Below are 17990 nucleotides of genomic sequence, written 5' to 3'. Positions count from 1 at the left end.
CTAGACACTTTCGAGCCGCTCGAAATATTGCTTTTCACACTCTACTGGCGATAGCCCATTGTTGAAACTGTGCCGGCGCTTGGGGTTGTAAAACATTTCAATGTAATCGAACACATCCTGCCGGGCTTCCTCGCGATCCGCATAGGTTTTACGTCGGATCCGCTCGCGTTTTAGGAGCTGGAAGAAACTCTCCGCCACCGCGTTATCATGACAATTGCCACGTCTGCTCATGCTGGCCTTAAGCCGATGATCCCGCAAAAAATCCTGCCAGTCATAGCTGCTAAACTGGCTCCCTTGGTCGGAATGAACCAGCACTTCCTGCTCCGGTCGCCGTCGCCACACCGCCATCAGTAACGCGCTGATAGCCAGCTCTCGGTCGATACGTGGCCCCATTGACCAACCAATGACTTGTCGTGAGAACAAATCCAATACCGCGGCCAGATAGAGCCAACCTTCATGGGTTCGGATATAAGTGATGTCTGTTACCCAGACCTTATTTGGCTCAGTCACATCGAACTGGCGTTCAAGATGGTTCGGTGCAACCACCGTTGGCCGGCCACCATAATGACCGGGACGGCGGCGATAACCGGTTTGTGAACGTAAACCTTCATGACGCATTAATCGCGCCACCCGGTGTTTCCCACAGGTCTCGCCCATCTCTCGCAGGTCATCCCGGATCTTGCGATAACCATAGATGCCCCCGCTTTCTAGCCAACATTGCTTGATCTGGCCAAGAAGGCGTTGGTCTTCCAGGGCTCGGGCAGATAAAGGCTGGTGCTGCCAGGCGTAATAACCGCTCGGGTGGACATTCATCATCCGACACAGTCTGCGGATGGGATGTGCGGACGCGTGCTCCCGGATGAAGGCGTACCTTACCCTGACAGCTTGGCAAAGTACGCGGCGGCCTTTTTTAAGATATCTCGCTCATCGGTGACGCGACGCAGTTCAGCCTTGAGGCGCCGAATTTCGGCTTGCTGGCTGGAGTCATCCTGTTGCTGCGCTTCGGGTTGGCTGTAGCGTTTGATCCAGACATAAAGACTGTGGCTGGAAATACCAAGTCGTTCAGCGACCTCTGCTACTGAGTAATTGCGCTCAGTCACCTGCTTGACGGCTGCCAGTTTGAATTCTTCTGTGTAACGTTGCTGCTTGCTCATAACACCTCCTGATTGACCTCAGTTTGAGGCTCTTGAGGTGTCTAGGAAAGTAGGGGCGATTCACTGCCACTGGCAATCCAGCCTCTACCTGTCTCCCTCCTGCTTAGTTGAATTACCCTTGTCTGCATGTGTCGTGCAAATCCTGAACCTCTGCAGTTTCGTCGGAGAATTCGCTGATGAGCGCCCTCGTAGCGCCTAGCGCCTGATGTGCGACCAGCAAGAGATCGGTCTTGCCAAGTTGTCGGGATGGGGTTGTGAACTTTTGCTGGTGTGTTGAAGGTGCTGGCCCGGGAGGCTGTGTCCTGCGCATTGGAACCTGTGATCTCCAATGAAGATGGGTATGCCTGACGTAGGCATAAAAGGGCAGGCAAAAGAAAAGGGGACGGCGTCTGCCGTCCCCTCAAGTCATTTCGTCCAGTCCATGAACTGCCATGCTCCCTGCAATCCTTGACTCTATCCTTTCCTTTGGAATTTCCCCTTCCCAATCCGTTGGGGTGTCCTGTGGCCTTCCTAGCCTGGCAATCGATCCTGATTGCTTCACCCTCTCCATCCTGGAGGTGTCCGTTACCACATCCCGTGGTGTTCCTTGCGTCTTCCTGACAGATAACCACCCTGGCTATCTCGCTTCATCCTGAAGCTGTTCCTGACCGCATCTTGCGGCGTCCTTTCGTCCTTGCGAGTGACTGTCCTTGCCACTCAGCCTCTTCCTGAGGTGTCCTGAGACCGCATCCTGCAGTTGTCCTGTCGATCCCTGTGATGACTATCCAAGTCATCGGCCTCATCCCGAGGTGTTCCTGATCCACGTCCTGTGGATTATTCCCTGTTTATGCGCCGTTCCTGCATCCTGCCGAACCGGCTCGTCCTTGTGAGACCCATAGTAAGGCAATCGTGTACATGTACAAGGCGGGCAAGGCGACAGGCGCAGGCCTCGGTGTGAATCATTCGTCCACTGCCAAGATTATTGTTTATTTATATCAATGGCTTAGTTGGTTTCTTTGGAAAGTATACCCTGCCCGGGATGGCTTTGCGTACGGTTCAACACTGAGGGGTCTTACAGGGGGAATGGCGGATCTCTCACAACCAAAAATCGGCAGGAAAACGATGGTACAGCCGCTTCAATCAGGGGTGTAAGAGTTCAAAATTATTTGAATATTTATGCTTTAAAAGTAGACAAAAGCCGAGATAAATCTCGGCTTTGTATTGTCTGCTGGTTTCTTTAGCTGACCCTTGTCCCAGGAGTCGGGTAGGCCTTGCGCAGTGATTCGGGAGCCAGTACTTCCAGATCGCCGCTCATGTTGTTCAGCCAGGAGCGGAACTCGGGCGTATCCTGCACTTCGGTCTCCACCACCACGCTGCGCTTGTCGTAGCGGGTCATGCGCGGATTGTGCCCAGGGATCTGCCCGTCGATCAGGGTAGGGCAGTTGGCATCGATACGGCCGACGAAGCGGATCGGGCCGCTGACGTCCTGATAACCCTGGTCGCGGATCAGCTTCTGGATGTTGAAATCCTTCGGCTGGGTCGCGCTGAAGTTGGTCAGCTCCACGTTCTTGATGTGATCGAACGGAATGCCATAGACCTTGGGATCCAGCTCGGACAGGGTGCAGAGCAGGATGGGGCCGTCGGACTGGTTCAGGATCCCGAGCGGGTTGATGCGGTCGTAGCAGAGCCACACGGTGCGCTCCTTGATGACGCGCTGGATCTCGGCGCTGAACTTGCGACCGCGCCAGAGGGCGTCGCGGATCAGGGTGCTGCGGCGGATTTCCGGGTTGCCGGCAAACGGACGCGGCGACTGATGCACGCTCTCCAGCCAGCGCTCGGCCAGTTCGCTCTGGCTGTCGCGGATCACCTGGCCGGCCTTGTCGACCAGCGGGTTCAATTCGGTCAGCACGCTCGCCGGCAGCAGTTGGCTGGCCTGATCGCTCCAGGTCTTCAGGGCCACTGCCAGAGAGAGCGGCATGATGTTGGCAAAATCGTTGAGGCCATGGCGCTCGAAGCACCAGCCATGGGGTTTGCTGCGCTCATCAGAGGTGAGGTCGAACAGCCCCATTCCGGACATCTCTTCCAGGTCCCGTTGCACGGTACGGAGGCTGACGTGAATGCCTTCCTCTTCCAGTTTTACCTGGAGCTGGCTGGCGGTCAGCTTGTAAGGGCGGTGCGGGATGCAACGCGCCAAGGTCAGTTGTCGTAACAGCTTCTTACTCATGGTGCATGCCTTCACTGGTTTAGCGTTGAGTGTATCCTAGCCATGGCCTGCGACAGTCTATGTCGCAAGTTTTGCTGCGACAACTGTCGCCATTTTCATACATAATTTCGTAAGATAATGATAAATAAAGTAAAAAATGAGATTTAAAGGTCTGTTTGGGGCTTTTTTTTGCTGAAATTAAGCCTCGGCAGGATTGTCGCCATCCTGATGGCAGAGGGGGGAATGGGGTCCGGAGCGTATCGAGAGGGGGAAATGCGGTGAGGCACCAGCCCTCACCGCCAGGGGTCATCAGGCCAGCCAGGACCAGGCAGACTTGGTGATGGCCGCACCTATCATGTAGCCGAATACCGCGATTGCGGCGATGCCGGCCACGAGTTTCTGGCCGCGGGCCGGCCGCTTGAGCGCCATGACGCCGAGACCTATGTAGACCACCAGGGCGATCAGCTTGCCCATCAGCCAGGGCTGCTGACCTGGACTCATCTGTAGGCTCACCGCCAACAGGATCCCGAACAGCAACAGGAAGGTGTCGTTGACATGGGGCAAGATCTTCAGCCACTTCTGCTGCAACCGCTCGCTGCCGCCGAGCGCCAGGCTCCAGCGGTAGACGAACAGCAGCAGGCTGACCAGGGCCAGGGTCATGTGCAGGTGTTTGAGCATGGGGTAATAGGCAATCATATTGCTTCCTTGTCGTTGTCGGGCAGACCGCTGTTCCAGTTGTGGGCGTGGGTACGCTCCTGCCCTTCCTGATCGTCTTGCAGCAGGTCGGAGAGGATTTCGCGGTATTGCAGGCTCTTGTTGATATAGGTGTGTTCGTCGTCCAGGTAGTTGACCTGTTCCCGGAGCAGCCGGTTGTCATACTGCTTGAACATCTGGCCGGCCCGCCAGGCCTGGTTGGCCCGGAATCCCAGCTGCGTCAGGGCCTCGACCCCGAGATCCACCGCCGACCCCAGGGTTTCCCGGTACACGCTGTCGATCCCGTGGCGCAGGATCTCGTGGGCGTGGGGCCTGTCCTGGGCACGGGCCAGGATCCTGAGATGCGGGAAGTGTTTCTTCACCATCTCGATCACCGCGAGAGAGGTGGCCGGATCGTTGATGGAGAGCACCAGCAGCTTGGCCTTGTGGGCGCCGGCGGCGTGCAGCAGGTCGAGCCGGCTGGCATCGCCGTAGAATACCTGATAGCCGTACTTGCGCAGCATCTCGATCTGGCTGGCGTCCTGCTCGAGGATGGTGGTGCCGATGCCATGGCCGTGCAGCAGGCGCCCCACTATCTGACCGAAGCGGCCGAAGCCGGCGATGATAACAGGGTGCTCCACCAGTTCCGGCTGCTCGTGCTCCGGCTGGTCCTCCCGGTTGCGATAGTCGAACCAGGGCTGGATCACCCTGTCGTTCAGGATCAGCAAGAGCGGTGTCAGCGCCATGGAGAGCGCCACCACCAGGGTCAGCAGGGAGATGGTCTCCCCCGGCAGCACCTTGTTCTGGGCGGCGAACGAGAACAGCACGAAGGCGAATTCCCCCCCCTGGGCCAGGGCCAGGGCGAAGGTCCAGCGCTGGCTGGGGGAGATACGAATGATGAGGCCGAGCCCCATCAGCACTCCCCATTTCAATACCATCAGACCAATCACCAGGGTCGGTATGAGCAGGGGATGGGCGGCAAACAGGCTGAAGTCGATGCCGGCCCCCACCGACATGAAGAAGAGGCCGAGCAGCAGCCCCTTGAACGGCTCTATGTCCGCCTCCAACTCGTGGCGATATTCGCTGTCGGCCAGCACCACGCCGGCGAGGAAGGAGCCGAGGGCAGGGGAGAGGCCCACCGACTCCATCAGCACGGCGATGGCGATCACCAGCAGCAGGGCGGCGGCGACGAAGATCTCCCGCATGTGGGCCTCTGCGATGGCGCGGAACACGGGCCGCATCAGGTAGTGACCCCCCAGCACTATGCCGGCGATGGCGGCCACCACCAGCAGACCGTGTTGCCAGCCCGCCAGTTCGGGGCCGCCGCCGCTGGCCACGGGCGCGATGGCGAGCAGCGGCAGTATGGCCAGGATGGGGATGACGGCGATGTCCTGGAACAGCAGCACCGCAAAGCCGGATCGGCCGCTCTCGCTCTGCATCAGCCTGCGCTCCTGCAGGCTCTGCAGCACGATGGCGGTGGAGGAGAGCGCCAGAATGAGGCCGATGGCCAGCCCCTGCTGCCAGGGCAGGCCGATGAGGGAGGCGACCCCGGTCAGGGCGGCGCTGGTGAGCAGCACCTGCAGGCCGCCGGTGCCGAGGATGGGCCCCTTCAACTGCCAGAGCAGGGCAGGACGCAGCTCCAGGCCTACCAGAAACAGCATCAGCACCACCCCGAACTCGGCGAAGTGCATCACATCCTTCTGCTCCCCCACCAGGCCGAGCAGGAAGGGGCCAATGATGATGCCCGCCAGCAGGTAACCGAGCACCGATCCCAGCCCCCAGCGCTTGGCCAGCGGCACCGCGATCACCGCGGCAGAAAGATAGATCAGGGCGTCAAACAGCAATCCGTGTCCCATCAGTGACTCCTCCGCCCTCGTTGTCTCGTCTCGCTTCGTATCATGACAGTCCCTCCAGCAGATCCCGCAGATAGGCGCTGCCGGCGAGCTGAGCCGGCGTCAGCTGTTCGTCCCTCAGGGCACAGAGCAACTGGCGATAGTCCTGGCCGCAGCGGCGCAGCGCCTCCGGGTCACGGATCTTGTGAAAGGAGTGCAGCACGAAGGGTGGCAACCAGGTCATGCCGCACAGCTGTGCGGTCTGCTGGAACGGCAGCAGAAAGTCCAGCAGGGGACGCTGGTTGTAGCCGGCGCTGCAATAGGATTCGGGAGCCCCCCCCGTGGTGATGGCAGAGAGCCACTGCTTGCCGCTGAGGGCGTGGGCTTCCGGGCCGTAGGCGTAGCCGTACTCCAGCACCAGGTCCATCCACTCCTTCATGATGGCCGGGCAGGAGTACCAGTAGAAGGGGTGCTGGAAGACGATGATGTCGTGCTCCGACAGCAGGCCCTGCTCCCGCTTCACGTCGATGAACATGTCGGGGTAGTGGTGGTAGAGGTCGTGCAGCGTGATGCCGTCCAGGCCGGACAAGGCCTGCAACAGTTGCTTGTTGGCCCGGGAACTCTGCAGCGCCGGGTGCGAGAAGATAACCAGAATGCGTTTCATGGGGTTCCTGAAGAGGTCTAGTACCGGCAAAAAAGGTGCATTGAGCAGCGACGTTATCAAGAAGCACCCTGACCTGCCAGCATCGGGTGTGAATGACACCCTCACGGGGCATGGCGAGTCCCCGGCTGTGGCCGCGTCTGGTGGTCGATGGCCGTTATCTCGCGCGCTTTTGATCTCCCTCAGCTGGCGGGCTTGACCCTCCCCCAGGGCCAGGGGTTACCATGGGCCATCATTTCGTCAATGAGTCCTGTCATGGTCCTGACCCGTCGCCAACTCGCTCGCGCCCGCCGCTGGCTCCCCCTGTGGAGTCTGCTGATGGTGCTGATGTCGTTTGGCAGCCGGGCGGCCACCGATCTCTGTACCCTGACGCCCCATTGCAGCCAGAGCGAACGCATCCTGGAGAAGGCCATGCCCTGCGGCAGCTTCACCTCGGCGCTCGCCATGACGGTGCTCACCGCCGACAGCCTAACGGTGGCCCGGCTTGAGCCGGACTCCCCGGACTTCCTCTCCCCCTCCCTGTTCATGCCGGACGCGCCGTCCGAGCGACTGGAGCGTCCTCCCCGCCACCAAGGTTGAGTCGAGTTCCCCCGTTTTTTGGGCATTTCTTCTTATCCGAGGTGAGTTATGTACAAGTCCCTGTTGCTGGCCGTGGTGGCCGGTACCCTCAGTTTTTCTGCTCTGGCAGCCGAGCAGATGACCGTCTACAAGTCCAAGTACTGCGGCTGCTGCAAGACCTGGATCAAGCACATGGAAGAGAACGGCTTCGCAGTCAAGGTCGTGGAAACCGAAGAGCTTGAACCGGTCAAGCAGCAGTACGGTATCACCCCGCAGCTGGCGTCCTGCCACACCGGGGTGGTGAACGGCTATGTGGTGGAGGGGCATGTACCCGCCGCCGACGTGCAGAAGCTGCTCAAGGAGAAGCCGGCGATCCGCGGCCTGACCATTCCGGGCATGCCCCAGAGTGCGCCGGGCATGGACATTCCGGGTCAGCCCTATGAGGTGCTGAGCATAGACAAGGAGGGCGCGACCAGGGTCTGGTCGAGCTATCCCGGCTGATGAAGGCTGGCCGTGAGCAGGCACGCTTCCATCATGTGAGGCACACCTGAGCGAGCCCGTGCCGCTCACGGTCAGGAAGGGGCCGCCATCGCGAGATGGCGGCCCTTTTTCGTCGATTTGGGGGGAAAGTCAGGGGATCGCTTGCAACCCCGGGCGACAAGGGGCAGATTGATCGCCAATTTATTTTCTCAGGGACAGTGCACCCTTTCGCCAGCCTGGTCACCGCATCGGCGGTACGGGTGGCGGCGTGTGCCGTCGATGTCTGGCGTTCCCCCGGGCCGCCAGCCCTGTTACTGCGCAGAGGATGCGACATGTTCACCTTTTCCCGAGGGTTGCTGCTGGCTTGCCTGCTGGTCGCCCCCTCTTCCCATGCCAATGAAGAGTCCACCATGCCTACAAGCGATACCTCCCTCCCGTCCGCCATTGTTCCCCCGGTGGCGGCCAAGCATCCCCATCCACTCAAGAAGCACGGGGACACGCGGGTCGACAACTACTACTGGTTGCGCGATGACGAGCGGCAGAAACCCGAGGTGCTGGACTATCTCAAGGCCGAAAACGCCTACACCGAGGCCATGCTCAAGCCGGCCAAGCCGCTGCGTGATCAGCTCTACCAGGAGATGGTGGCCCGCATTCCCCAGCAGGACGAGTCCGTTCCCTATGTGAAGAACGGCTACCGTTACCAGACCCGCTACGAGCCGGGCAAGGAGTACGCCATCTACTCCCGCAGCAAGGTGGAGGGGGACGAGGCGCCCAGCCTGCTGCTGGACGGCAACCAGCGGGCCGAGGGGCACGACTTCTATTCTCTGGGAGCCCTGGAGGTGAGCCGCAACAACCGCTGGCTGGCGGTGGCGGAGGACTTCCTCTCCCGCCGTCAATACAAGATCCAGTTCCTGGATCTGGAGAGCGGCAAATGGGCCGCCGACGTCCTCGAGAACACCTCGGGCAACCTGGTGTGGGCCAACGACAGCAAGACGGTGTTCTATGTGCGCAAGCACCCCCAGACTCTGCTGCCCTATCAGGTCTATCGCCACACCCTCGGCACGGATCCGGCCAAGGATCAGCTGGTCTACGAGGAGAAGGACGACAGCTTCTACGTCAGCCTCTACGCCACCACCTCGGAAGACTTCATCGTCATCGCCCTCTCCAGCACCACCACCAGCGAGGCGCGCCTCATCGACGCCAATGTGCCGGGTCAGACGCCGCGCCTGTTCCTGCCGCGCCAGGTGGACCACGAATACAGCCTGGATCACTACCGCGGCCGCTTCTACGTGCGCTCCAACAAGGACGGCAAGAACTTCGGCCTGTACGAGACCAGGGAGAGCCCGGTGGATCGCTGGAAGGCAGTGATCGCCCCCAATCCCGACGTGCTGCTGGAGAGCTACGCCCTGTTCAGGGACTGGCTGGTGCTGGAGGAGCGCAGCCAGGGGCTGACCCGGCTGCGTCAGGTCAACTGGCAGAGCGGCGAGCAGAAGGAGATCGCCTTCGACGACCCCGCCTACGTCACCTGGCTCGCCTACAACCCTGAGCCGGAGACGAGCGCCCTGCGCTATGGCTACTCCTCCATGACCACGCCGTCCTCCACCTATGAGCTCGACATGGACAGCGGCAAGCGCACCCTGCTCAAGCAGCAGCCGGTGGCGGGGTTCAAGGCGGACCAGTATGTCAGCGAGCGGCTCTGGATCGCCGCCCGCGACGGCGTCAAGGTGCCTGTCTCCCTGGTCTATCGCAAGGACAAGTTCAAGCAGGTCGGCCAGAATCCGCTGCTGGTCTATGGCTACGGCTCCTACGGCGCCAGCATGGATCCGGACTTCAGCAGCTCGCGCCTGAGCCTGCTGGATCGCGGCTTCGTCTACGCCATCGCCCACGTGCGGGGCGGCGAGGAGCTGGGCCGCGCCTGGTATGAAGACGGCAAGCTGCTGAAGAAGCAGAACAGCTTCCACGACTTCATCGACGTGACCGAGGCGCTGGTGGCCCGGGGCTATGGCGCCAGAGATCAGGTCTACGCCATGGGGGGCAGCGCCGGCGGCCTGCTGATGGGGGCCGTCATCAACCAGGCGCCCCAGCTCTACCGCGGCGTGGTGGCCCAGGTGCCCTTCGTCGACGTGGTCACCACCATGCTGGACGAGTCCATTCCCCTCACCACGGGCGAGTACGACGAGTGGGGCAACCCGAACCAGAAGCGCTACTACGACTACATGCTGGCCTACAGCCCCTACGATCAGGTCAAGGCCCAGGCCTACCCCAATCTGCTGGTCACCACAGGGCTGCACGACTCCCAGGTGCAGTACTGGGAGCCCGCCAAGTGGGTCGCCAAGCTGCGGGAGCTGAAGACGGACGACAACCTGCTGCTGCTCAGCACCGACATGGACGCCGGTCACGGCGGCAAGTCGGGGCGCTTCAAGGCCTATGAGGACATCGCCCTGGAGTTCGCCTTCATCCTGGAGCTGGCCGGCAGCAAGGCGTGACTGCCTGGGTCGGATGAAAACGATTTGTAACTAAGCCCCGATCGGGCCGCCGGCGAAGGCGGTCGATCGGGGTTTCTGCATCCAGGTGGCGGCGACGACATCGAGATGGTGTTTATGCTGGATATGGCCGTCATTTCGATAGAACACACCAGAATGGGAACCCTTGCCAGTCAAGGGTTACGAAAGAATCTGCCCACGTTTTTATTGCTTCCATTCGATGGCGCATCTAATTAATCTGCGGCAGAGAAATTGATGATCCGCTTCAAAATTCTCGCTATTTAAATCCACCATTTTGCTGTTTTGTTTGATTTATGTTGGCGCCATGTGCTTAATCGGGGGCGTTAACTCTTTTGAACTGGCCAGCCGTGGTCAGATCACCTCCGATCGGCATGACGCCGATTATCTCACCGCAGGATGATGGTGGCTGATGGCAGGGCGCTCGCCGCTCGACCATTTCCTCGTACGAGGCTGTACAGGCAGATCCGGTCTTGATGCGGGTCCGTCTCATATTCACCCGGGAATCGGGTGGGATAAATCAATGAAAAGGATGAAGAACATGAAAGGATTATCCTTGGCGTGCGCCCTGTCGGCTGCCCTGGTCGGTGTCTCTTTTGGTGGTCCGGTACAGGCGCAGGAGCGCTTCGTGACCATAGGCACCGGCGGTCAGACCGGCGTCTACTATGTGGCGGGCCAGTCCATCTGCCGCTTCCTCAACCGCGGCGCCGCCGATCACCAGATCAAGTGCAACGCACCGGCCAGTGGCGGTGGTGTGGCCAACGTCAACGGCATCCGCTCCGGTGAGTTCAACTTCGGCATCATGCAGTCCGACCACCAGTACAAGGCGATGAAGGGCGTAGAGCCGTTCAAGGCCGAAGGGGCCATGGACGACATCCGCGCCGTCTTCTCCCTGCAGAGCGAAGTGTTCACCATCCTGGCCCGCAAGGATGCCAAGGTCGCCGGCTTCGACGATCTCAAGGGCAAGCGCGTCAACATCGGCAACCCGGGTTCCGGCCAGCGGGACACCTTCGAAGAGATCATGGCCGTCAAGGGCTGGGACAAGTCCGCCTTCAGCCTGGTCTCCGAGCTCAAGCCCGCCGAGCAGGCCTCCGCCCTGGGTGACAACAACATCGACGCCATGAGCTACTTCGTCGGCCACCCGAACGGCGCCATCCAGGAAGCCTCCACCACCACGGACACCGTGCTGGTGCCGGTGACCGGCCCCGAGATCGACAAGCTGCTGGCCGAGAAGAGCTACTACAGCAAGGCCGAGATCCCCGGTGGCCTCTACAAGGGCAGCCCGAACCCGACCCCGTCCATCGGCGGCAAGGCGGTGCTCTCCACCAGCGCCAAGGCCGATCCGGAAGTGGTCTACCAGCTGGTCAAGTCCGTGTTCGACAACCTGGATCGCTTCAAGCGCCTGCACCCGGCCTTCGCCGACCTGAAGGAGGCCGACATGATCAAGGTGGGTCTCTCCGCCCCGCTGCATGAAGGCGCGGTCCGCTACTACAAGGAACGTGGCTGGATGTAATCCGGCTGCGGCTTCGGATGTGCCCCGGACTCGCTCCTCCTTAGGGGGAGCGAGTCCCGTTTATTGCAGCACCAACAGAGTCACACTATGCAGCAAACACAACAACAAGAGGCGCTCTCGGCCGAGGAGCTGATCGCCCAGGACGTGGGCGCCCGCCTGCCGGTCGGCGCAATGAGCTGGATCATCGCGGGCCTCGCGCTGGTCTGGTCCCTGTTCCAGCTCTGGATCGCCTCGCCACTGCCGTTCTCCCTCGGCGTCGGCGTGCTCAACGACACTGAAACCCGCTCGATCCACCTGGCCTTCGCCATCCTGCTCGCCTATCTGGTGTTCCCGGCTCTGCGCACCTCGCCGCGGGATCGGGTGCCCCTCGCCGACATCGCCCTCGGCCTCGTCGGCGCCGCCGTCGCCAGCTACCTGTTCGTCATGTATGACCAGCTGGCCCAGCGCCCCGGCAACCTGACCTCCATGGACTTCGCGGTCGCCTGCATCGGCATCCCGCTCCTGCTGGAAGCCGCCCGCCGAGCCCTGGGCCCGGCCCTGGCGGTCATCGCCATCGTCTTCCTGGCCTACAGCCTGGCCGGCCCCTGGATGCCCTCCCTGCTGGCCCACCGCGGGGTGAGCCTGCACGCCCTGGCGAATCACCAGTGGATCACCACCGAAGGGGTGTTCGGTATCGCCCTCGGGGTCTCCACCAGCTTCGTCTTCCTGTTCGTGCTGTTCGGTGCCCTGCTCGAGCGTGCGGGTGCCGGTCACTACTTCATCCAGCTCGCCTTCAGCCTGCTGGGTCACCTGCGCGGCGGCCCGGCCAAGGCGGCCGTGGTGGCCTCGGCCCTGACCGGGGTCATCTCCGGCTCGTCCATTGCCAACGTGGTCACCACGGGCACCTTCACCATCCCCATGATGAAACGGGTCGGCTTCTCCAAGGAGAAGGCCGGTGCGGTGGAAGTGGCCTCCTCGGTCAATGGCCAGATCATGCCCCCCGTCATGGGCGCCGCGGCCTTCCTGATGGTGGAGTACGTGGGCATTCCCTACGTGGAGATCATCAAGCACGCCTTCCTGCCGGCGGCCATCTCCTATATCGCGCTGCTCTACATCGTCCATCTGGAGGCGCTCAAGCTCGGCATGGAGCCCATCGGCAACCGCCAGCCGCGCCCCTGGCTGCGCCGCCTGACCGGCTTCGCCTTCGGTGCCGCCCTCATCAGCGGCCTCTCCATGGCGGTCTACTACGGCCTGGGCTGGCTCAAGCCGGTGCTGGGCGACCATGCCCTGCCGGGGATCAGCCTGCTGCTGGCCGTCGCCTATCTGGGGCTGCTCAAGATAGCCGCGAGCAACGCACCGCTGCCTGCCGAGGATCCGGACAAGCCCCTGGACAAGCTGCCCGAGACCCGCTCCGTGCTGCTCTCCGGCCTGCACTTCCTGCTGCCCGTGGTGGTACTGGTGTGGTGCCTGATGGTGGAGCGCCTCTCCCCCGGGCTGTCGGCCTTCTGGGGCTCGGTGATGCTCATCATCATACTGCTGACCCAGCGGCCGCTGCTGAACTGGCTGCGCACCGACGGCAAGCATGACTACGGCACCTTCACCGACGGCGTGGTGGACCTGCGCGAGGGGCTGATCGCCGGCGCCCGCAACATGATCGGCATCGGCATCGCCACCGCCACCGCCGGCATCATCGTCGGGGCCGTCTCCCAGACCGGCGTCGGCCTGGTGCTGGCGGATCTGGTGGAGTTCCTCTCCATGGGCAACCTGCTGCTCATGCTCATCCTCACCGCCCTGCTGAGCCTGATCCTCGGCATGGGGCTGCCGACCACCGCCAACTACATAGTGGTGTCGAGCCTGCTGGCGCCGGTGATCGTCACTCTGGGGCAGCAGAACGGCCTCATCGTGCCGCTCATCGCGGTGCACCTGTTCGTGTTCTACTTCGGCATCATGGCGGACGTGACCCCGCCGGTGGGGCTGGCCTCGTTCGCGGCGGCGGCCGTCTCCAAGGGCGATCCCATCAAGACCGGGATCACGGCGTTCTACTACAGCCTGCGCACCGCGGCGCTGCCCTTCCTGTTCATCTTCAACACCGATCTGCTGCTCATCAACGTGGACTTCGCCCACGGGGTGCTGATCTTCATCGTGGCCACGGTGGCCATGCTGATCTTCGCCGCCGCGACCCAGGGCTGGTTCCTGGTGAAGAGCCGCTGGTACGAGAGCCTGCTGCTGCTGCTGGTGGCCTTCACCCTCTTCCGCCCCGGCTTCTGGATGGATCTGCTGCACGATCCCTACCGTGACACGTCCCCGGCCGAGCTGGTGCAGACCATGGGTCAGGTGGATGCCGAGAGCACCCTGCGCCTGCGCATGGAAGGAGAGGACGCGGTCGGCAAGCTGCGCCGCTTCACCGTGCTGCTGCCGGTGCCGGAGGGGGCGAGCGGCGAGGATCGCCTGGCCAAGCTGGGGATCCAGACCTATGAGCAGGACGGCAAGATCCTGATCGACACCGTCACCTTCGGCAGCCAGGCCGCCGATCTGGGGCTGGAGATGGATCAGCAGATCCTGAGCGTGAAGGCGCCCACCGAGCGCTGGCCCAAGGAGCTGATGTGGCTGCCGGGCTTCCTGCTGTTCGGGGCAGTGGTCTGGCTGCAACGCCGCCGGGTCGCTCGACCCTGATCATCACCCAATAAAAAACGGCGCCTTCGGGCGCCGTTTTCAATGCTGGGGGGAGGTGATGCCGGCCGCCGCCTCTGCAGCAGACCACGGGCATACCGGGAGGGCTAGTTTGATTGAACCTGCTTCTGCTTTTGCAGCAGATCCAGGGTCTGCTGTTCCTGCGGGCTCAGGCCCAGCTGCTCGCAGGCTTGCTCAAAACTGATGCCAAGGTGGCACATCATGATGTCGATGGCGGGCAGGTAGTTGGTCATTGCGTCTTCCATGGTGATCCTCCGGAGCTGTCTCTTATGCCCGAGCCGTGCGGAGGGGGCAATTAGACTTTAGGCGTAGGGTGCCATCTGCTTCGCCCCCTGCCACTGCCCGGGGGAATTTGCTACTCTTGCGTGCACTAAAGAGGTTGCCGTCCGAGTGCGAGCAGCCGGTGAGGAGCAGGGCATGTTATTGAGTTTCTTGATCATCGCATCGGGCTGGTGGCACATCCGCGCGGCCTACGGCTCAGACCCTCGTCAGTTCTACATCAGCAAGCCGCTGACCATGCTGTTCATCATCGCCCTGGCATTCGGCTACCAGAGCGACGACCACAACGGCTCTCATGCCTGGATCCTGCTGGGCCTCTGCCTGTCGCTGGCCGGGGACGTGCTGCTGATGCTGCCAAGGGATCGTTTCATCCAGGGGCTGGCGGCATTTCTTGTCGCGCACCTCTGCTACATCGTCGGCTTCGCCCAGGGCCCCCTGGTGCTCAAGCTGGTGGACGGTCTGCTGCTGCTGGGGCTGGCCGGCATGGTGTTCGGCCTGCTGTGGAGCAAGCTCGGCGAGATGCGGATCCCCGTCTTCTGCTACATGCTGGTGATCATCGCCATGGCCTGGGTGGCCGCCGGTGCCTGGCACGCCTCCCTCACCGCCGGCAGCGCCGCCGCCCTGGTGGGGGCCCTGATGTTCCTCTTCTCCGACAGCATGCTGGCCCTCGACCGTTTCCGTCGCCCCTTCCCCCATGCCACGGCCTGGATCATGAGCAGCTACTTCGCCGCCCAGTTCCTGATCGCCGCTTCGCTGGCAGGCTGAGGGTGTCGGAGTTGTCTCCTCGCTGAGGGGGGTACAGACAAAAAACGGGCCCTTAGGCTCGTTTTGCTATTCCATTCTCACCGTTTTTCACGCCTCCAGCGGTTCTGCATCCGCCGTCCTGGGGGCCGGCTGCCTGAGCAGCAGCATCAGGGCGCTGGCGATGAGCAGGAAGATGCCCATCACGTAGAACACCTGGTTGTAGGCCATGATGGCGGCCTCCCGGTTGATGGTATTGGACAGCATGGCCCTGGCTTGCTGCTGCGCCAGCGCCGGATCCGAGCCCTGGGCCATCAGGTTCTGGGCCAGTTGCAGCAGGTAGCTCTGTCCCTCGATGCTGGTGGCGGCCAGGGTGCTGCCGATCTGGCTGACGTGGATCCGGGTGTCGTTGTCGATCAGGGTGGCGATGATGGCGATGCCGAAGGCGCCCCCCAGGTTGCGCAGCACGTTGAGCAATGTGGAGGAGGAGGGGATCTCCTCCGGGGTCAGGCTGGCGGTCGCCACCAGGGAGAGCGGCACCATGACGAAGGGCTGGCCCAGGGCGCGCACGATGAGCGACTGGATCAGCTGGGGGCCGGCGTAGTCGGCACTCATGTTGACGTTCATAAAGCAGCTGATGGCGAACACCAGGAAGCCGAAGCTCACCAGATAGCGCGGATCGATGCGGGTCACCAGCCTGGGCACCAGGGGCAGCACCAGCAGCTGGGGCAGTCCCATCCACATCAGCACCTCCCCTATCTCCAGGGCGTTGTAGTTGTGGATCTGGGTCATGTAGAGCGGCAGCACATAGATGGATCCCATCAACGCCATGCCGAGCACCAGGTAGGCGAAGCAGGCCAGGGCGAAGCGCGGGTTGTGCAGCAGCCGCAGGTTGACCAGGGGGTGGCGGCGCAGCAGCTGGCTGATGACGAAGAACACCAGCGCCACCACGGAGATGACGGTGAGCCGCACGATGAAGCTGGAGCCGAACCAGTCCTCTCTGTTGCCCTCTTCCAGCACCACCTCCAGCAGGCCCAGCCCCACCGCCATGGTGAGGATGCCGACCAGATCTACCCGCTTGATCACCTTCCAGTCCACCGGCTTCCTGTCCAGGCCGTGGGCCAGCATGGCCATCACCAGCAGGCCCGGCGGCACGTTCAGGTAGAAGATGTAGTGCCAGGACATCTGCTCGGTCAGCCAGCCGCCCAGGGTCGGGCCTATGGCGGGGGCGAAGGTGGCGCACAGGCCGAACAGCGCCATGCCGGTGGCCCGCTTGTGCAGCGGCAGCAGGCTGACGATGAGGGAGAAGGCCATGGGGATCAGGGCCCCGCCGGTGAAGCCCTGCAGCGCCCTAAAGACGATCATGCTGGTGAGGTTCCAGCTGAACGAGCAGAGCACGGAGGCGACGATGAAGGCCCCCGTGGTCCACAGCAGGTAGCGCCGCACGCTCAGCCCCCGGCTCAGCCAGCCGCTCAGCGGGATGGCGATCATCTCCGCCACCAGATAGGAGGTGGAGATCCAGGAGCTCTCGCTCAGGGTGGCCGAGAGGGCCCCCTGAATGTCCTTCAGGGAGGCGTTGGTGATCTGGATGTCGAGGATGGCCATGAAGGCGCCGATGAGGCCCCCCATGACCGCGATCCAGTTGCGGCGTGGAATGGGTTCCATCAGTGGGCGGCCACCACGGGATCAGGGGTGCGGGTATCCACTATCACCTCGGTGGAGAGGCCCGGCAGCAGCCTGCCCGCCAGGGGACCCGGCTCCAGGATGCGGATCTTGACCGGGACCCGCTGCACTATTTTGGTGAAGTTGCCGGTGGCGTTCTCCGGCGGCAGCAGGGCGAACTTGGCACCGGTGGCGGGAGCCAGGCTGTCGATGATCCCCTCGACCGGCTGATCCGGGTAGGCATCCAGGATCACCTCCACCTTCTGCCCCGGCTGCATATGCTGCAACTGGGTCTCCTTGAAATTCGCCTCGACCCAGACCTGGCTCAGGGGCACCAGGCTGGCCACCTGCATGCCGGACTGGACATAGAGCCCCTCCCGCAGGCTGCGCTTGCCGATGATGCCGTCGGCCGGGGCCCGCAGCTCTGTGTAGCCGAGCTCCAGCCTGGCCTGTTCGAGCTGGGCGGCGCTCAATGCCAGCCTGGCCTGGTTCTGCTTGGCTTCGGCGTCCAGCACCAGCAGCCGCTCGCGGGCGGCCTGCAGGGCGGCCCTGGCCTCCTGCTCCTGGGCCTGGCTGACCTGCAAGCCGGCCCGCACCTCGTCCAGGTTGTCCTGGGAGCTGTAGTGGCGCTCATTGAGCTGGCTGACGCGGCGCACCTGCTGCTGGGCCCGCACCTGTTCGGCATTGGCGGAGCTGACCCTGGCCTCGGCCTGGCGAATGAGGCTCAGCTGCTGGGTGCGGGTGGCGGCCAGGTTCTCCGCCGTCGCCTGGTTGAGGCGCAGGTCGGCCTCGGCCTCCGCGACCCGGGTCCTGTGCTCCCGGTCGTCGAGCCGGGCGATGAGCTGGCCCGCCTTCACCGCCTGGTTGTCGGTCACCAGCACCTCGCCGATGTAGCCGGACAGCTTGGAGCCGATGCCGGTCACCTCACTCTGCAGGTAGGCGTTGTCGGTGCTCTCGAAGTAACGGCCGTGCAGATACCAGTAGGCGGCGAACAGCATGCCCAGCAGTACCAGCAGCAGGGCGGCCAGCAGGGGGATCTTCTTGTGTTGACTCATGATATTGGG

General features: G+C 62.6%; 14 protein-coding genes. 6 read left to right on the top strand and 8 right to left on the bottom strand.

All coding sequences use genetic code 11. The features are described from left to right. The 5 genes from AB5Y72_RS12565 to AB5Y72_RS12545 all read right to left on the bottom strand — a co-directional run bounded on the left by AB5Y72_RS12565 (position 1) and on the right by AB5Y72_RS12545 (position 6525). Positions 1–1154 (bottom strand): IS3 family transposase gene (locus AB5Y72_RS12565; RefSeq protein ID WP_368198602.1). Its coding sequence is split into 2 segments (ribosomal slippage): positions 1–917 and positions 917–1154, totalling 1155 coding nucleotides; the frame shifts between segments, so codons are not numbered across the junction. A gap of 1216 nt (positions 1155–2370) precedes the next feature. Beyond that, positions 2371–3357 carry a YafY family protein gene (locus AB5Y72_RS12560; protein WP_042076108.1) on the bottom strand — a complete coding sequence of 329 codons (987 nt, stop codon included), beginning with the start codon at positions 3355–3357 and terminating at the stop codon, positions 2371–2373. Between the two features lie 288 nt (positions 3358–3645). Then, entirely contained in the window at positions 3646–4032 is a 387-nt protein-coding gene (locus AB5Y72_RS12555) for a SirB2 family protein (RefSeq protein ID WP_325783436.1), read from the bottom strand. Continuing rightward, positions 4029–5885 (bottom strand): monovalent cation:proton antiporter-2 (CPA2) family protein, encoded by a 1857-nt coding sequence (locus tag AB5Y72_RS12550; RefSeq protein WP_216991234.1) that lies wholly within the window; start codon positions 5883–5885, stop codon positions 4029–4031. The genes AB5Y72_RS12555 and AB5Y72_RS12550 overlap by 4 nt, the downstream gene beginning before the upstream one ends. A gap of 40 nt (positions 5886–5925) precedes the next feature. Continuing rightward, positions 5926–6525: an NAD(P)H-dependent oxidoreductase gene (locus AB5Y72_RS12545; RefSeq protein WP_042076115.1), complete on the bottom strand. Its 600-nt coding sequence runs from the start codon at positions 6523–6525 to the stop codon at positions 5926–5928. A gap of 252 nt (positions 6526–6777) precedes the next feature. Between AB5Y72_RS12545 and AB5Y72_RS12540 the strand changes: the two genes are divergently transcribed. From AB5Y72_RS12540 to AB5Y72_RS12520, 5 genes are all read left to right on the top strand, one after another. Next, positions 6778–7101 carry a hypothetical protein gene (locus AB5Y72_RS12540; RefSeq protein WP_042076116.1) on the top strand — a complete coding sequence of 108 codons (324 nt, stop codon included), beginning with the start codon at positions 6778–6780 and terminating at the stop codon, positions 7099–7101. A 48-nt stretch (positions 7102–7149) separates the two neighbouring features. Continuing rightward, entirely contained in the window at positions 7150–7581 is a 432-nt protein-coding gene (locus AB5Y72_RS12535) for a DUF411 domain-containing protein (RefSeq protein ID WP_219143339.1), read from the top strand. A gap of 311 nt (positions 7582–7892) precedes the next feature. Beyond that, positions 7893–10046 carry an oligopeptidase B gene (locus AB5Y72_RS12530; RefSeq protein ID WP_042076119.1) on the top strand — a complete coding sequence of 718 codons (2154 nt, stop codon included), beginning with the start codon at positions 7893–7895 and terminating at the stop codon, positions 10044–10046. Positions 10047–10602: 556 nt separating this feature from the next. Beyond that, positions 10603–11574, top strand: coding sequence for a TAXI family TRAP transporter solute-binding subunit (locus AB5Y72_RS12525; protein WP_042076184.1), 972 nt, complete (start codon positions 10603–10605; stop codon positions 11572–11574). Positions 11575–11661: 87 nt separating this feature from the next. Continuing rightward, on the top strand, positions 11662–14226 hold the full coding sequence (locus tag AB5Y72_RS12520) for a TRAP transporter permease (RefSeq protein WP_368199049.1): 2565 nt from the start codon (positions 11662–11664) through the stop codon (positions 14224–14226). A gap of 104 nt (positions 14227–14330) precedes the next feature. Here the strand turns inward: AB5Y72_RS12520 and AB5Y72_RS12515 are convergent, their stop codons facing one another. Continuing rightward, positions 14331–14489 (bottom strand): hypothetical protein, encoded by a 159-nt coding sequence (locus AB5Y72_RS12515; protein WP_084202639.1) that lies wholly within the window; start codon positions 14487–14489, stop codon positions 14331–14333. A gap of 172 nt (positions 14490–14661) precedes the next feature. On the opposite strand from AB5Y72_RS12515, the gene AB5Y72_RS12510 reads away from it, so the two are divergent. Continuing rightward, a complete protein-coding gene (locus AB5Y72_RS12510; protein WP_042076122.1) occupies positions 14662–15288 on the top strand; it encodes a lysoplasmalogenase in 627 nt (208 codons plus the stop codon). Between the two features lie 87 nt (positions 15289–15375). Here the strand turns inward: AB5Y72_RS12510 and AB5Y72_RS12505 are convergent, their stop codons facing one another. Next, a complete protein-coding gene (locus tag AB5Y72_RS12505; RefSeq protein ID WP_325783438.1) occupies positions 15376–16929 on the bottom strand; it encodes a DHA2 family efflux MFS transporter permease subunit in 1554 nt (517 codons plus the stop codon). Continuing rightward, positions 16929–17981, bottom strand: a complete 1053-nt coding sequence (locus tag AB5Y72_RS12500; RefSeq protein WP_042076125.1) for an HlyD family secretion protein — start codon at positions 17979–17981, stop codon at positions 16929–16931. The genes AB5Y72_RS12505 and AB5Y72_RS12500 overlap by 1 nt, the downstream gene beginning before the upstream one ends. Positions 17982–17990 lie beyond the last annotated feature (9 nt).

It is taken from the genome of Aeromonas sp. R7-4, assembly GCF_040908055.1.
GTDB classification, from domain to species: Bacteria; Pseudomonadota; Gammaproteobacteria; order Enterobacterales; family Aeromonadaceae; genus Aeromonas; species Aeromonas sanarellii.
Note: the sequence above shows the minus strand (reverse complement) of the source record. Positions and strands in the feature narration are given on the sequence as shown.

Bases quoted from the DNA above. Each gene is read 5' to 3' on its own strand.
- AB5Y72_RS12560 (WP_042076108.1), bottom strand. From the start codon at position 3,357: ATGAGTAAGAAGCTGTTACGACAACTGACCTTGGCGCGTTGCATCCCG.
- AB5Y72_RS12555 (WP_325783436.1), bottom strand. From the start codon at position 4,032: ATGATTGCCTATTACCCCATGCTCAAACACCTGCACATGACCCTGGCC.
- AB5Y72_RS12550 (WP_216991234.1), bottom strand. From the start codon at position 5,885: ATGGGACACGGATTGCTGTTTGACGCCCTGATCTATCTTTCTGCCGCG.
- AB5Y72_RS12545 (WP_042076115.1), bottom strand. From the start codon at position 6,525: ATGAAACGCATTCTGGTTATCTTCTCGCACCCGGCGCTGCAGAGTTCC.
- AB5Y72_RS12540 (WP_042076116.1), top strand. From the start codon at position 6,778: ATGGTCCTGACCCGTCGCCAACTCGCTCGCGCCCGCCGCTGGCTCCCC.
- AB5Y72_RS12535 (WP_219143339.1), top strand. From the start codon at position 7,150: ATGTACAAGTCCCTGTTGCTGGCCGTGGTGGCCGGTACCCTCAGTTTT.
- AB5Y72_RS12530 (WP_042076119.1), top strand. From the start codon at position 7,893: ATGTTCACCTTTTCCCGAGGGTTGCTGCTGGCTTGCCTGCTGGTCGCC.
- AB5Y72_RS12525 (WP_042076184.1), top strand. From the start codon at position 10,603: ATGAAAGGATTATCCTTGGCGTGCGCCCTGTCGGCTGCCCTGGTCGGT.
- AB5Y72_RS12520 (WP_368199049.1), top strand. From the start codon at position 11,662: ATGCAGCAAACACAACAACAAGAGGCGCTCTCGGCCGAGGAGCTGATC.
- AB5Y72_RS12515 (WP_084202639.1), bottom strand. From the start codon at position 14,489: ATGGAAGACGCAATGACCAACTACCTGCCCGCCATCGACATCATGATG.
- AB5Y72_RS12510 (WP_042076122.1), top strand. From the start codon at position 14,662: ATGTTATTGAGTTTCTTGATCATCGCATCGGGCTGGTGGCACATCCGC.
- AB5Y72_RS12505 (WP_325783438.1), bottom strand. From the start codon at position 16,929: ATGGAACCCATTCCACGCCGCAACTGGATCGCGGTCATGGGGGGCCTC.
- AB5Y72_RS12500 (WP_042076125.1), bottom strand. From the start codon at position 17,981: ATGAGTCAACACAAGAAGATCCCCCTGCTGGCCGCCCTGCTGCTGGTA.